This window comes from Sphingomonas endolithica (assembly GCF_025231525.1).
Lineage (GTDB): Bacteria > Pseudomonadota > Alphaproteobacteria > Sphingomonadales > Sphingomonadaceae > Sphingomonas > Sphingomonas endolithica.
In genome coordinates, this window is sequence record NZ_CP103057.1 from 2,085,387 (window position 1) to 2,098,911 (window position 13,525).

The 13,525-nt window shown below is 64.8% G+C and carries 14 protein-coding genes and 1 pseudogene; 2 read left to right on the plus strand and 13 right to left on the minus strand.

Going from position 1 to position 13,525, the window contains the following annotated elements:
* Positions 1-3: 3 nt before the first annotated feature.
* The gene (gene ligD / locus NV382_RS09800; protein WP_260596572.1) at positions 4-1,941 is read right to left on the minus strand and encodes a DNA ligase D; all 1,938 of its coding nucleotides are present in this window, start codon (positions 1,939-1,941) and stop codon (positions 4-6) included.
* A 304-nt stretch (positions 1,942-2,245) separates the two neighbouring features.
* Between ligD and NV382_RS09805 the strand changes: the two genes are divergently transcribed.
* Positions 2,246-2,476, plus strand: coding sequence for a hypothetical protein (locus NV382_RS09805; RefSeq protein ID WP_260596573.1), 231 nt, complete (start codon positions 2,246-2,248; stop codon positions 2,474-2,476).
* Between the two features lie 172 nt (positions 2,477-2,648).
* On the opposite strand, the gene NV382_RS09810 is transcribed toward NV382_RS09805, so the two are convergent.
* Both NV382_RS09810 and NV382_RS09815 read right to left on the minus strand, forming a co-directional pair.
* Positions 2,649-2,918 (minus strand): DUF1488 family protein, encoded by a 270-nt coding sequence (locus tag NV382_RS09810; protein WP_260596574.1) that lies wholly within the window; start codon positions 2,916-2,918, stop codon positions 2,649-2,651.
* A gap of 141 nt (positions 2,919-3,059) precedes the next feature.
* The gene (locus NV382_RS09815; protein WP_260596575.1) at positions 3,060-3,278 is read right to left on the minus strand and encodes a hypothetical protein; all 219 of its coding nucleotides are present in this window, start codon (positions 3,276-3,278) and stop codon (positions 3,060-3,062) included.
* Positions 3,279-3,368: 90 nt separating this feature from the next.
* Here NV382_RS09815 and NV382_RS09820 point away from each other — a divergent pair, with 90 nt between their 5' ends.
* On the plus strand, positions 3,369-3,746 hold the full coding sequence (locus tag NV382_RS09820) for a retroviral-like aspartic protease family protein (protein ID WP_260596576.1): 378 nt from the start codon (positions 3,369-3,371) through the stop codon (positions 3,744-3,746).
* A 10-nt stretch (positions 3,747-3,756) separates the two neighbouring features.
* On the opposite strand, the gene NV382_RS09825 is transcribed toward NV382_RS09820, so the two are convergent.
* The 10 genes and pseudogenes from NV382_RS09825 to NV382_RS09875 form a co-directional block, all read right to left on the minus strand.
* Positions 3,757-4,473, minus strand: coding sequence for an IS6 family transposase (locus NV382_RS09825; protein WP_260596577.1), 717 nt, complete (start codon positions 4,471-4,473; stop codon positions 3,757-3,759).
* 751 nt (positions 4,474-5,224) lie between these two features.
* Positions 5,225-6,172 (minus strand): manganese catalase family protein, encoded by a 948-nt coding sequence (locus NV382_RS09835; protein ID WP_260596578.1) that lies wholly within the window; start codon positions 6,170-6,172, stop codon positions 5,225-5,227.
* Between the two features lie 132 nt (positions 6,173-6,304).
* Positions 6,305-6,601, minus strand: a complete 297-nt coding sequence (locus tag NV382_RS09840) for a hypothetical protein (RefSeq protein ID WP_260596579.1) — start codon at positions 6,599-6,601, stop codon at positions 6,305-6,307.
* Between the two features lie 134 nt (positions 6,602-6,735).
* The gene (locus NV382_RS09845) at positions 6,736-6,975 is read right to left on the minus strand and encodes a hypothetical protein (RefSeq protein WP_260596580.1); all 240 of its coding nucleotides are present in this window, start codon (positions 6,973-6,975) and stop codon (positions 6,736-6,738) included.
* Positions 6,976-7,276: 301 nt separating this feature from the next.
* Positions 7,277-7,372: pseudogene (locus NV382_RS19690) on the minus strand (IS6 family transposase); the annotation flags it as partial.
* A 143-nt stretch (positions 7,373-7,515) separates the two neighbouring features.
* A complete protein-coding gene (locus NV382_RS09855; protein ID WP_260596582.1) occupies positions 7,516-8,421 on the minus strand; it encodes a glucosamine kinase nucleotide-binding domain-containing protein in 906 nt (301 codons plus the stop codon).
* A complete protein-coding gene (dld, locus tag NV382_RS09860; RefSeq protein WP_260596583.1) occupies positions 8,418-10,154 on the minus strand; it encodes a D-lactate dehydrogenase in 1,737 nt (578 codons plus the stop codon). The genes NV382_RS09855 and dld overlap by 4 nt, the downstream gene beginning before the upstream one ends.
* A gap of 4 nt (positions 10,155-10,158) precedes the next feature.
* A complete protein-coding gene (locus NV382_RS09865; protein ID WP_260596584.1) occupies positions 10,159-11,223 on the minus strand; it encodes a protein O-GlcNAcase in 1,065 nt (354 codons plus the stop codon).
* Positions 11,220-12,368: an N-acetylglucosamine-6-phosphate deacetylase gene (nagA, locus tag NV382_RS09870; RefSeq protein ID WP_260596585.1), complete on the minus strand. Its 1,149-nt coding sequence runs from the start codon at positions 12,366-12,368 to the stop codon at positions 11,220-11,222. The genes NV382_RS09865 and nagA overlap by 4 nt, the downstream gene beginning before the upstream one ends.
* Positions 12,365-13,387 (minus strand): SIS domain-containing protein, encoded by a 1,023-nt coding sequence (locus NV382_RS09875; RefSeq protein ID WP_418066792.1) that lies wholly within the window; start codon positions 13,385-13,387, stop codon positions 12,365-12,367. Before NV382_RS09875 ends, nagA begins: the two co-directional genes overlap by 4 nt.
* Positions 13,388-13,525 lie beyond the last annotated feature (138 nt).

The window sequence follows — 13,525 nt, forward strand, 5'->3', positions numbered from 1 at the left end:
GCCTCATAGGTCCGGCAGCATCTGATTGGCACGTCCCCATCCGGCCAGCGCCTTAGATCCGGCACGCTTCACCAGCTCTGCCGCATCACCAATATGATAGTGGTTCGGCGCATCGATGATCTCCATCTCCTTCCACGTGATCGGCGCGGCAACCGGCGCCTCCGGTCGGGCCCGCACCGCATACGGCATCACCGCCGTCGCGCCGCGCTGATTGCGCAGATAGTCGACGAAGATGCGGCCCTTGCGCTGTGCCTTGGGTAGCGCGGCGGTGAAGTTGTTCGGATCGCTCTGCGCGACCGCACGCGCCAGGCGGTGCGCGAAATCCTTCACCTCCGGCCATTCGGCTCGGGGAACCAGCGGGGCGATGACGTGCACGCCCTTGCCGCCGGTCACCATCGGGAAGGTTTCAAGCCCGATCTGCTTCAGAATGTCGCGGAAGTGGAACGCTGCCTTGCGTACGGCCTCGAAGTCGAGCCCCTCGTCGGGATCGAGGTCGAACACGAGCCGGTCGGCCTTTTCGACGTCCTCGATCCGCGCGCCCCAGCCGTGAAATTCGATCGTGCCCATCTGGACGCAGGTGAGCAGCCCGTCGGCGGTATCGACAAACAGATAGGGCTCCTCATGGCCATCCTTCTCCAGGATGCCGACATGCTTGACGGTGTCGCCGAAGCTGCCCGCGTCGTGCTTCTGGAAGAAGCACTTCTTCGCGCGACCCTGGGGGCAGCGCACGAGGCTGATCGGGCGGCTTCCAACCCAAGGCAGCATGGCAGGGGCAACGGCGGCGTAATAGTCGGCGAGTTGGCCTTTCGTAATGCTCGATTCAGGGAAGATCACTCGCTCGGGATTGCTGACCTTGACCTTGCTCACCGCAGGCGCGGCAATCTCGGCGACGGGAGACTCCTTCTCCAACACCACGGCCTCAGCCTTTTTGTCCTCGCGCAGACCAAGGTAGCTCGGGTGGCGCAGCGTGCCCTCGTTGGTCATCTCGGCGTAGGCGATCTCCGCGACCAGCACCGGCTTCAACCAGTGTGCGCCTCTCACTTCCGCGCGAGGCGCCTGCACAGTAGGGGCTTCCTGCGCCAGCGGCTTCATCCGCTCCATCAAGCGCATGATCTCGTCCATGCCGAACCCGGTGCCGACCTTACCCGCGTAGCGCAGCACACCGCCGTCGTGCACACCCAGGATCAATGACCGGAACGCACGAGACTTGTCTGACGGGGTCCAACCGACGACCACAAACTCCTGCCGCTTGATGCACTTTGTCTTGAGCCAGCCGCCGGATCGGGAGCCGACATAACGTGCGTCAGCCTTCTTCGAGATGACGCCCTCCAAGCCTGCATCGCAGAAACCGTGAAGGAGGCTCTCGCCGTTGCCGACGATGTGGTCAGAATAACGAATGCGCGACCCGCCCTCGGGAAGGATCGCGCGGAGTTTCGCTTTGCGTTCGGTGAGCGGCAGGCCGGTCAGGTCTTCGCCGTCGAGTTCGAGCAGATCAAATGCGACGAAGTCGATGCTGGCCGGCGCGCCTTTCAGAGCATTCTGCAGCTTCTGGAAGTTAGAGCGGCCATGCTCGTCCATCACGACGGCTTCGCCATCGAGCAGCGCTGATCGAACATCCAAGGTCGCCGCTTCCTTGACGATGTCCGCGAACTTATCCGACCAGTCGAGACCCGAGCGCGTGTAGGCACGCGCCGTGCTACCGCCCACCGCGACCTCCAGCCGATAGCCGTCATACTTCATCTCGTGGAGCCAGCGGTCGCCCGCCGGGACGCTATCTACCAACAGCGCGAGCTGGACCTGCCGGAAGGGCGGCGGCGCGAGCTCGGAAGCGGACGCGCGAGCCGCGGTTCTGGACGCCTTCGATCTGCCTGCCGCCGCTCTGCTTGCCATCCACCATAGACTCGCGCCGGTGCAGACTCGTTCCACCGCACCAAAGAACATGTCATCGACGCTTTTCCTCAGCCGCGACCGCTCAAACGCTGCTGTAAATGCTGCGGGTGTTTCGGCATCGTGGGAGAATCGAATGGCTGACGAAAAGCCTGCTCGCAGGCCGCAGTACGCCGCGCTCTTCCGATGGAAGGAGATGAGGCGACGGACTGGTCCGACAAGATCGGGGGATCCGCAACGAGCTCCAAAGGCGACCGACACTGCCGGAGCAGCGTTGCGGGTCGAAAGCAGCTAAAGGGCTGACTTGAAGGGAGCTTTCCGGGTTGCGCCGGCAGCGCGGGAATGCTGATGACGTCCCATGACGGCCGGCCAGCTCCAAGAACTGCTCATCGCTCGACTGACCCGCTCGTCAGGTGGCACAGCGCGCGGGTGGCGGTTGGCTATCGGGCTGATCAAGGTCCGCAACACGGCCACGCACGCGCACTGTAACTGGGAAGTCGAGCCATCAGGCACGGTACGTGAGCTTGCCGCGATCGAGCGCCTGCTCGACGCAGTGCGGCTCGAACATCCGTTCGTCACTGCGCGTTGAACCCGTATCGGCACATGTAAGCGGCCGAACCACATGCACTGCCGTCATGTCCAATCTCTGAATCGTGAGCAGGGGCGCAACAAAAGTTGCCGCATTTCAGCAGCGGGCCCCATCCGCGCCAACGCACGCTGATGACCAGGTGCTGCCGAAACGCTCCTGCTATCGACGCCGCTTATTCGAGGTCGCCCTCGTCGATAATCACCACGTTCGCAGAAGGTCGTTGCACAGCGGCCTCTACGCAGACGTCGATAAGCTCGTCGCTAAACCGCTCGAACATTTCCAGCGCGTCAGCCTCAGGCTCGTCACCGCTCAGCTCTTTAAGCACCGCGTATTTGACGGCAAAGTCCCGTTCGTCGCCGTCGAGCTCAGCCGTGAACTCCACGTGGCGAGCGATGTCGTTGTCGGTAATGCTGGCTTGGTCAATCTCGAGGCGCAACGCCATATATCAGCTCCTATAAACGCGGTCGTTTGTGCCTAAAGGTCAGCGGCCGCAAGCCGAAGATTAAGGAACAGCCACAGGTGTGTATGGCAAGCTCCGCGCTCCACATCGGCTTGTACCCGGTTTGCTTACGACTGATCGCGATCAGGAGGCACTCTCTGGCGTTGGTGGATCGCCCTCAGCCTCGGGAACCGGGGCGCCCAGCTTGCGCGCGACACGGGCGACCTCCTCGTCGGTCGGGGGCACTGGAAGCTCCTCGCCGGGTGCCAAGGCGTCATCGGGTATGCCGGGGCCGGTGCCCGCAATGGACTCGTTTATAGCTCGCTCGTTGGCGCCATCGCTGATCTTCTCTCTCTCCGGCATGATCGTCTCCTTGTACCCACGGTGCAACGATCGTGTTCGCTTTGGTCTCCCCAACTATACCCGACACATGACCGCTGCTAATCGGCGTTGATGCTTAAATTCTCTGCTTTCTTGTCTATGATTGCGGCCCTCGCCGCTACTCCCCCAGCTGCTGCGGCGCCGAACAGCGCGTTGAGCGAGGCATCGGCAAGTCTCGACCGCAAGGCGCAGTGCGTACCGTTCAAGTGGCTTGCCAACGACAAGGGATCCGCACGCGGTGCGATCACCGTACCTGTCGACTTGAACGGCCGAATGCTTCGCATGCAGCTCGACACGGGTGCGGACGCCACCAGCCTCTACGGCCATTTTGCGGAGAAGGCCGGCTGGGCGAAGGCCGGGAACGAGACCTTCAGAGCGGCGACCTTCACTGTCGCTGGTGCTGTCAGTCTAATGCGAACCGCTCTCCACACGATGCAGTTCGCTCTTTGAGCACGACACCCTAGCTCGCGATCATGCTCCACTCAGCCAGCGCGGCTGAGCGGCGTTCCTTGTAGGTCTGGCGGTCGACTAGGTGGCGTTCGAGGTTGAAGTGGTTGTGGACGTTGGCGTGCACGCTGGCGAACTTCTGTAGCGACTTCATCCGCCTGAACCTGAGCATCGCCCGTTCCCGTCTTCGGAAGGACAGATGGCTGTTCTCGACCCGGTTGTTGGCCCAGCGTCCAACCTCCTGCTTCTCGGCGTTACCGAGCTCTTTCATCGCTGCACGGTAGGAGCGCAGACCGTCAGTCGTGATCGCCTCGGGGCTGCCATGCCGCTTCAGCGCCTTCTTCATGAAGCGTAGCGCTGCCTCCTTGTCGCGGGTCCTGGTGATGTAGCTCTCGAGGATCTCACCTTCGTGGTCGACCGCTCGCCAGAGGTAGACCATCTCGCCATTCAGCTTCACGTACATCTCGTCCAGGTGCCAGCGCCAGTGACGAAAGCCGCGCATCCGCGAGAGGCGCTGCCGGCGGATGTCGCCTGCGAACATCGGGCCAAACCTGTTCCACCACATTCGCACCGTTTCGTGGCAGATGTCGATACCGCGCTCGAACAGCAGGTCCTCGACGTTGCGCAGCGACAGTGGGAACCGCACGTACATCATGACCACCAGGCGGATCACCTCGGGTGATGAATTGAAGTAGCGAAACGGGCTGGCGGGTTTGCGGGGGCGGGGCATGCCGACGCCTACCCCGCTCTGCCTAACGATCGGTGCATTTGGTCTGACAGTGCCCTTGAACCACATGGACGTTTCCAACCCTGACCGACTTTGGGCGTTGATGGGGCTGGTGGTCCTGCTCTCTATCTCGATGCACGGCCTGACGGTGACACCCATCATGCGACGGCTGGATAGGCTCCAAGGGCGGGATCCAGACGCCGATGACGATATCGCGGGCGAGCCAATCGCGGCACGGTGAGCGCGTTCGACCTTAAGCCGGGTAGCCTCTTCGGCGGAGAGGAAAACGGCTCGCCCGACAGCTGATTGCCGAACGAGCCGCCCCCTGTTCAGCAGCGCGGCAGGGGGGACGCATGCGCTGCTGACAGCGCTTTTGAGCATCATTCCTAGAGGACATCAACAGCCGGAGACCGCAGGTAGAGGTGCCACCGAGCAGGAAATTGCTAGAGCATAATGCTGGGCACGACCACCAAGGTCCTTTGCGCCTGCGGGAACACCGACGAGCCACCGTGGCGTGGAACGAAGGCCCCCCCTTCGCCACCCGCACTCGGTGTTACTTAAGGTGATTTGCCACGCGAAAGCGTCTGAAGGTGGTGCCGGCTGGCTTACGCGTCATATGGCGCCCTCCGGGTTGCCAAGGCATTCACTGGAGTAAAGCGATCAGCCGCTCAACGGTTTAACGTGGCACGCCCGACGATTTTCCACGATCTCAAATGGGTGCCCGGCTCCGGCGAAAAGCCGGGCACCTTTTTTGTTACATCTTGTCTGCGATCTTGGCCGCGTCGTTGACGTCCTTGGCTCCGCCCAGATCTTCGCCACTGATGAGCCCGGCGCCCGGTCCTGCGCCCAAATCAACACCGGTTTCTGGATCGCTGGATGGATCGGAAGCCGTACGCTTGGCGAGCTTTTCTGCAACTGCCGCATCCGACTTGCTAAGACCAACCGTGGCCGTTCCGTCGCCTTCGTCGATCGGCATCGTCTCTTCGAGATTGTCGATCCGCTCCCACTGCTCACCAGTGTTCCACGGTCCGTTCTCGTCTCCCTCGCCCTGCGACGTGTTGACATAGACGTTCGCATATTTCTCGATGCCTGGCAGCTTGCCGGCCGGAAAGTTGTTCTCGATCGCATACAGCGCCTTCTCGAACGACTTCTGGTGGGCGACTTCGCGCGTCATCAGGAAGCCCAACGCCTCCTTGATGCCGGGATCGTCCGTAATGTTGATCAGCCGCTCGTAGACGATCTTGGCGCGCGATTCCGCGGCGATGTTGGAGCGCAGGTCGCACGTCGGATCACCGCGGCTATCGATGTATGCAGCCGTCCATGGCACACCAGACGAATTAGTCAGCGACGGACCGCCACCGTATAGTAGCGACTGGGTATGGCTATTACCGCCAGCCGTCATCGACAGGTACAGTTCTGCCTCGGTCATCGCCGCCTCTGCAAGCTGCGCCTTCGCGCCCTTGTTGAGCATGGCGACGATCGAACCGATCACCTCCAAATGGCTGAGCTCCTCGGTCGCGATGTCGAGCAGCAGGTCTTTCCGACCGGCATCGGTTTCGCCCAACCCCTGCGTAAAATAGCGCATCGCTGCCGCCAATTCGCCATCGGCCCCACCGAACTGCTCCAGCATTAAGGATGCCAGTACCGGATTGGGCTCGGATACTCGGACGGTATATTGCAACCGCTTATTGTGCATGAACATATTCAGGATCCTTCAGCCACAACGACTGCGTGTCGAGCGCACTGCGGCCTTCATCGTTCCAATTGCGATTCAGTCGCGTTGGGATAGGCTAGCAGCGGCAGCGCAACTCCTTAGGCGCCAGCACGTCGTAGTTCACGTGTCGAGCCCGCGCCTCTCCACCTCAGCAACCAACGCATCCGACCAAGGATCACCGCCCTCTCCATCCACGGCGTGGTAATGCGCGACAAGATCGCGGTCGCTCAGCAGGATCGCGCGCATCCGGTCGCACTGACGCATGGCCTCGTCGGCGTCTGCGGTGCGCCCCTCGGCTCGCATGCCTTCCGCAAACGAACAGATTGTGTCGATGTACGGCAGTCCGTGCTCATCGAGCAGAGCACGGTCGACTTCGTATAGCTGTAAGGCTTTATCTTGCTCGCTGCTGTCCGCCATGCCGATCCTCGTTTCTCGTTAAGTCTGGAAGCGGTATATACCTTTGCCAAAGACGATCGCCTGCTTACTTTAGCCGCGCGCCAGGGCTGATTATGGAACAGCCCCAGACGCCGCCCAGTAAACTCCCTATATGTTCAGGACAGACTGCTGGCGAAACGTCCGCGCGCATTGTTGAGCCGAGCTGCCAAGTTCTTCTTGCCGATCGCCTCCACCCGGTCAGCCAGACGGCAAAGGACCGCTTCGAGCGGACGGGATTGAGGACCTTTGTACTGTTCGGCGACAGCGGCCGACAGTAGCGCAAAGCCGTCCACCAAATCCCAAACCATTGCTGCCGTGTCTTCTTGGGTTCCTGCAGGGCCTTCCATGATCGGCATCGCTCATCTCCTGGTGCGGCGGGTTCGGCCCTGAGGTCAGCCTCATTGCGTCCATGCACAACGCTCCGATTACGAAGTCGATCAATCATTGCACGCGACCGACCGCCGCAGCAGGTACTGTCAGACTAACCGGAATTTGGTTCGTTTGAATGGCGACCGGTCGTAATCTCGATCCCGAGCCGGCGCGGCGGCGAGAACGAAGGCTGGCCTTCAAAGGAACAAAACTGCAGTGAGGCTGATCAATTGCTGCTCTAACCAAATAGGAAATCAGTGGTGCATTTGGTCTGACAGAGCCGTTCCACCACATCCGCACCGTTTCGTGGCAGATGTCGATCCCGCACTCGAACAGCAGGTCCTCGACGTTGCGCAGCGACAGTGGGAATCGCACGTACATCATCACCACCAGGCGGATCACCTCGGGTGATGAGATGAAACGACGGAACGGACTCGGTGGAAGCGCCCTTGATTTTCGGCTCATCCACGCCCGCTAGCAGCGTCCGCTGCGGCTTCCACATTGGTCTGACAAAGCCCTTGATCCGCTCAAGCCGACTGCCCTGGAGACAGGGGCGCGGCCGAGGCGGTCGGAGCAGAGATGAAACCCGCGAGCCTGAGGGCGCCGTCCAGGGGATCGCCGAGCGGGCTGCTCAGGCGCTGCATTGTGCGGGCACGGAGCCACGAACTCATCCGCGGTGCCAGGCCGCCCACCAGCGTGCAGCGTGTCACGCCGCGTTCGAAGATCGTCTCGATAAAGCGTTCGATATGACCCGCAGCGTTTTCGACAATCGAGCGCGCGATGGGGTCGTTCGCCTCCGCGTATTCCATTACCAGCGGTGCGAAGGCGCCATAGTCACGCGGCGTCGCCTGGTCCATCCAGGCGATGGCGCGCGCGGTGTCGTGGCCGAAGCCCTCGGTAATCGCGGTGCTCAGCGGCGTCTTGCGCGTGCGGCCGTCGAGCGCACGCAGCGCATGGCGCATCGCGCTCAGGCCAAGCGCCGCGGCGCTACCTTCGTCGGAGATGGGAAAGCCGTAGCCACCGATGGTGAAGTCCTTGCCGTCGATCCGCAGCCTTGCCGCACTGCCCGTACCGATAATGAGGATCGCGCCGTCGCCACCAGCGTGCGCGCCCAGATTGGCGATCGTCGCGTCGCTGGCGAAGGCGACCGATGCAAAGCCGAACTCGAGCTCCGCCAGGGCCGTGTGCATACCCAGGCGGGTGATGCCGGCGATGCCCATCCCGGCGTGGATCGTGCCGCGCTGCGCGAGCGACAGACCGGCTTCGGCCAAGGCCTGGTCGGCGGTATCGAGGAGCGTCCTGTAAAGCGGTTCTATGCCGATCCGGGCGTTGGCCGGTCCCGAGCGTCCCTGCCCGATCACCACGCCCTGCGCGTCGACCAATCGGGCGCGGCAATTGCTGCCGCCGGCATCGATACCGAGAAAATAGGTCATGGCGTGTCTCCGTTGACGGCCGTTGCACCCCAGTCCCGCGCTCGCACGGTCTGGCCGATGCCGGGGTTAAGTTGGTTGCGCGGGTCGATGCTGCGATAGAATCGCGCGAGTTCGGGTCGTGCGACGTACAGGTGACCGACGTTGTGCTCGGCCGGGTATTGCGCGCCGCGCGCATCGAACAGCGCCCACAATGCGTGTTCGAAGGCAAGCGGGTCCGAGCCCTTGCGCACGATATAGTCCTGGTGGAACACCTGACAGAAGAAGTGGCCGTAATAGAGCGCGTGGATCACCTCGCGCTCTCGTTCGGGGGGCAACTGCTCGGCCCATTCGCGCGTGTTGCGCGGCAGCGCGACGTCCAGCGCGACGATGTCCTCGACGCTGTCGGCGTGCACCGCGCGGTAGCGCACTGCGGCGCCTGCGGCCACGAAGCGGTGAAGGAATGCCTTGGCGGCTTCCGGCGCGGTGCATTCGAAGCGGTCGCCGGCATCGTCACCGGGAAACACGCGCGCGAGCAGCGCCCGGACGGACGCGGCCTGGCCGGCACCCACCTTCAGGATCAGATGGTGCTCGAAGCGATCGCGATACCGGCGCATGCGTGCGGGAAGAGGATCCGGGATGAAGCGGCTGGACCATTGCAGGAGGCGGTCGCTCAGGCCCTTGCCCGACCACTCGGTCGCCGCGTCGAACCATGCCTTGGCCGCGAGCAGCGCGGGCAGGCGATCCGTCCCGAGCCGCTCGATAGCAAAGAACGTGTCACGGCCGTAGCGGTCCGCCACGTCGAACGCAGTGCGGTGCATATATTCGCCCGCGATCGGCAGCGTGTCAAAATCGCGCAGCATCGTGCGGCGCAGCTCGGTCAGCCGGGCGGGCTCGTTCGTGCCGATGTAGAAGGTGCAGGTCTCGGCCTCGCGCGCGAACGTGTCGAGGCGCACCGCGAAGACGATCAGCTTGCCGGCACTGCCTGCACTCTCGAACAGGCAGCGCGGATCGGCGTTGAACCGCGCGGGCACCGCGCTGTCGATGTCGCGGACATGGTCGGCATAGTCGTGGTCGTGCGCGCGCCGATCACCGGCCGGATCGATGTCGGCTTCGGTGAAGGCGCCGCTGTCGAGTCGAGACAGCATGGCTTCGGGATCGTCGCCCAGCGCGATGCCGAGATGGTTCACTAGGCGGAGCGTGCCGTCGGCTCGCACCTGTGCGAATAGGGCGAGCTCGGTATAGGCCGGGCCGCGGCGGATCAGCGAGCCGCCCGAATTGTTGCACACGCCGCCCACTACCGACGCGCCGAGGCACGACGAGCCAATCACCGAATGCGGCTCGCGGTCATAGGGGCGCAGTGCGTGTTCGAGCCGGTGCAGCGTGGTGCCGGGCAGGCAGAGCACCTGCTGGCCGCCACGGATAACGCGAAGGCCGGCGAGCCGCGTGGTGCTGATGATGACGAGCCCGCCGGGATAATCCGCGCCGTCCGGCGTAGATCCGCCGGTGAGGCCGGTGTTCGAGGCCTGCACGATTATCGACACGTCCGCCGTGACGCACGCCTGCGCGACGCGCCACAGCTCGACCAGGCTGCCCGGCCGCACCACGGCGATCGCCGGCCCTTCGCCCGTCCGATAGCCCCTACAGAAGCGCGCGGTGCTGCGGGCCGAGGTGAGCACGTGCCGCCTGCCGACCGCCGCCCGTAGGGCCAGCAGCAGATGCGTTTCGCGCTCGAGTGTCGATCGGGCCGTCGTCATCGCGTTACTGCGTCTGAACCTCGTCGTCGGTCATCAAGTCGTCGCCGTCCAGCCAGTGCAGGATCTCGCGCGCGGCGGGGTGATCGATGCCGGCGTAGCGCGCGCGCAGCTGTTCGGTCCGAGCGCCCAGCCGTTCGAGCCCAACATCCTGAAACGCCGGAAGATCCTGCTGCAGCATGCGGGCGAACGAGGCGCCGAGCTGTTGTATCGCGGCCGCCGCAAAGGCCTGGCCATAGGCGTAATCGTCGGCCTGTGCGTAGGCCATCGGCAGCGTCAGCGCGGGGATGCAGCCGAGATGCGCCTGGATCGCCGGGTTGATGGCGTGGCCCGAGACATGATCGGCGATGCGCGCCGGCCGGCCGGTAAAGGCGCGCAGGTGCAGGAACCTCGACATGCGGGCGCCGTCGTTCACCGGGTAATTGTCCCACAGGCAGACCGGGCGGCCGAGTTCGTCCGCGACCCGCGCGAGATGGGCGCCGCCGATCTCGCGCGAGCAGACTTCCTCGCCGGTCCAATAGACCTGCACCGCGGGATCGAGCCTGCGGCCGAGATCGTGGAGGTAGTCGCGCGCGCGATCGCCGAACACCAGGTCGAGCACCGGATCGTCGGAATAATAGGTGGGACAGGTATAGACGCGCGAGGCGCTGGTCAGACCGGCGCAGAAATCGACGACGTCGGCCTGCCGCTGCGCGAGATCCGGCATGTCGCCGCGCAGATCGTCGAACAGCACGGCGAGATCGTCCACGCCGATCGCATCGAGATCGGCGACGCGCCGGCGCAGGTCGGCGCGGGTGGCGTCGTCGAACGGATGCGTCGATCCCACCGGGGTGATGGCCATGCCGAACCGCATGCCGGCCGCGCGACATTCGGCCGAGAGCCGGACGAGGGACTCGGTGCGATCGGCGTCATGGGTTAGGCGCCACTCGCGGCGCAGCGAGCGATCAGCCTTCGGACCGTAATGGTAGAAAGCGTAGCCCGCCGTCGCGAGCGTGGCGACAACGTGGCTGCGCTCGGCCTCGCTCCAGATCCGGCCGAAGCGGCCTTCGATCAGGCCGAGTTCGGGCGTCACTCGCCGTGATCCTCGCGCATGCCGCCGATCCAGGTGGCGCGGACCCGCCGCGCGTCGTCGAGCAGGACCAGATCGGCGCGCAGTCCGGGTGCGATCGTGCCGGTCTCGTGCGCGAGCCGCAGGAAGGCCGCCGGATTGCCGCTGGCCATGCGCGACGCCGCGACGATGTCGCAGCCGAGCATGTCCATGGCATTGCGCAGCGATTGCGCCATGCTCAGCGCGGAGCCGGCCAGCGTCCCGTCGGGGCCGCGACAGGTTCCGTCGATCACGACGATCTCCTGGCTCATCAGCGTGAAGTGATCGCGCGCGCCGCCGACCGGCGGCATCGCGTCGGTCACCAGCATCGCGCCCTCGATTCCGCGCGCGAGCAGCGCCACGCGCAGCGCCGCCGGATGCACGTGGAGACCGTCGACGATCAGCCCGAAGTGGCTGGCGCGATCCTCGAGCGCGGCACCGACCATGCCGGGTTCGCGGCTGAGGAACTGCGTCATCGCATTGAACAGGTGGGTAAAGCCGGCGAGGCCATCCGCCAGCGCGGCACCGGTCTGATCGTAGCCGGCCAGGCTGTGCCCGGCACATACCAGCACGCCGGCATCGGCCAGCGCGCGGACGGCGCCAGGTGGTGCGAGCTCCGGCGCGAGCGTGACGATCCGGCGACCGATCGTCGGCGCCATCAGCCGGGCGAGCACGGCATCGTCGATCGGCGCGAAGCGGCTCTGATCGTGGATGCCCTTCTTGGCCGCGTTGAGATGCGGCCCCTCGATATGCACGCCGAGGACGCCGGGAACGCGCTGTTCGAGCGCTGCCTCGCCCGCGACGATCGCGGCAGCGACGACATCGGGATAGTCGCTGATGAGCGTGGGCAGCAGTCCGGTGGTGCCATAGCGGCGGTGCGCGGCGGCGATCGCGCGGATACCCTCGACGGCGGGCATGTCGTTGAACAGCACGTCCCCGCCGCCGTTGACCTGCGTGTCGATGAAGCCCGGCAGCAGCCAGCCGCCGACCTGCTGCACCGCGCAGCCCGCGGGAACCGCGCCGGAATCGGCCAGGCCGACGATGCGGTCGCCGTCGACGATCAGCGCTTGCCCCTCGACCACGCGGTCGGCAAGGACGATGCGCGCCCCGACAAGAGCCTGGGCGGTCATAAGGTGCGCGTCACCTTGTTGAGATGCGGTGGCTTGTCGGGATCGTAGCCCCGCGCCAGCGACAGCGCGTTGGCGAGCCCGTAAAAGCTCTGGATCTGCGCGATCGCGCCCAGTACCGGATGCACGTCGGTTCGCGAGGGCAGCACGAAGCTGGCCGGCCCGACGTCCTCGGCCAAGCCTGCGGCGATCACCGTCGCGCCGCGTGCCGCGAAGTCCTCGAGCCGCTCGCGCAGCCCGCTGCGCGCTACGTCCAGCGGCGCCAGCGCCAGAACGGGATCGCCGTCGCCGACGAGCGTCATCGGGCCGTGCGCGACTTCTGCACTGCTGAAGGCTTCGGCGTGCAGGCTGCAGGTCTCCTTCAGTTTGAGCGACGCCTCGCCGGCGATCGGGAAGGTGGGGCCGCGGCCGAGCACCAGCATCTGGCGGGCATCCTTGAGCGAGGCGACCGCGGTGGTCCAGTCGGCGCTCGCCGCGTCCTCGAGCACGGACGCGATATCGTCGAGGGCGGCGAGCAGCGCGGCGTCCTGGCTCCATTCGGCGATGAGATGCGTGAGCGCGACGAGCGTGCAGACGAAGCTCTTGGTCGCGGCGACGCTGGTCTCCGGCCCGGCATGGACCGGGATCACGATCTGCGCGCGTTCGGCGAGCGGCGAGTCGGCGTCGTTGACGATCGCGACGAGGATCGCGCCCTGTGCGCGCGCATCGTCGGCAGCGGCCAGCAGGTCGGGGCTGCGGCCGGACTGCGAGATCGCGATCAGCGGCACGCCGTGAAACCGCGAAGATGTCGCGTGGTACAGCGAGCCGATCGACGGCGCGTGGCTGAGCGTCGGCATGCCGGCGTGGGTTTCGAGCAGGAACTTGGCAAACGCCGCCGCCTGATCCGAACTGCCCCGCGCCAGCGTGGCCGCGAACGGCGGCGCCAGCTCGCGTAGCGTTCGCCCGGCTGCGCGCACGAGCTCGGCATTCCGGCGCAGCTGCTCGACGCACCGCGCGGGCGCTTCGCGCGCCTCCTTGGACATCTGCGTGTCACGTCGGAGCATCGCGACAGACGGTTCGATCACGGCCTGGGTCATTCTTCGTGTAGATACCAGTTAAACGTCAGAGGCAAGTGGCATTAGAATGGTTTGCATCTGGTTGGGACGGTGATACTCTTTGCG

Excerpts from the sequence above, each read along its gene's own strand:
- ligD (WP_260596572.1), bottom strand. The coding sequence starts at position 1,941 with ATGTTCTTTGGTGCGGTGGAACGAGTCTGCACCGGCGCGAGTCTATGG.
- NV382_RS09805 (WP_260596573.1), top strand. The coding sequence starts at position 2,246 with ATGACGGCCGGCCAGCTCCAAGAACTGCTCATCGCTCGACTGACCCGC.
- NV382_RS09810 (WP_260596574.1), bottom strand. The coding sequence starts at position 2,918 with ATGGCGTTGCGCCTCGAGATTGACCAAGCCAGCATTACCGACAACGAC.
- NV382_RS09815 (WP_260596575.1), bottom strand. The coding sequence starts at position 3,278 with ATGCCGGAGAGAGAGAAGATCAGCGATGGCGCCAACGAGCGAGCTATA.
- NV382_RS09820 (WP_260596576.1), top strand. The coding sequence starts at position 3,369 with ATGCTTAAATTCTCTGCTTTCTTGTCTATGATTGCGGCCCTCGCCGCT.
- NV382_RS09825 (WP_260596577.1), bottom strand. The coding sequence starts at position 4,473 with ATGCCCCGCCCCCGCAAACCCGCCAGCCCGTTTCGCTACTTCAATTCA.
- NV382_RS09835 (WP_260596578.1), bottom strand. The coding sequence starts at position 6,172 with ATGTTCATGCACAATAAGCGGTTGCAATATACCGTCCGAGTATCCGAG.
- NV382_RS09840 (WP_260596579.1), bottom strand. The coding sequence starts at position 6,601 with ATGGCGGACAGCAGCGAGCAAGATAAAGCCTTACAGCTATACGAAGTC.
- NV382_RS09845 (WP_260596580.1), bottom strand. The coding sequence starts at position 6,975 with ATGCCGATCATGGAAGGCCCTGCAGGAACCCAAGAAGACACGGCAGCA.
- NV382_RS09855 (WP_260596582.1), bottom strand. The coding sequence starts at position 8,421 with ATGACCTATTTTCTCGGTATCGATGCCGGCGGCAGCAATTGCCGCGCC.
- dld (WP_260596583.1), bottom strand. The coding sequence starts at position 10,154 with ATGACGACGGCCCGATCGACACTCGAGCGCGAAACGCATCTGCTGCTG.
- nagA (WP_260596585.1), bottom strand. The coding sequence starts at position 12,368 with ATGACCGCCCAGGCTCTTGTCGGGGCGCGCATCGTCCTTGCCGACCGC.
- NV382_RS09875 (WP_418066792.1), bottom strand. The coding sequence starts at position 13,387 with ATGTCCAAGGAGGCGCGCGAAGCGCCCGCGCGGTGCGTCGAGCAGCTG.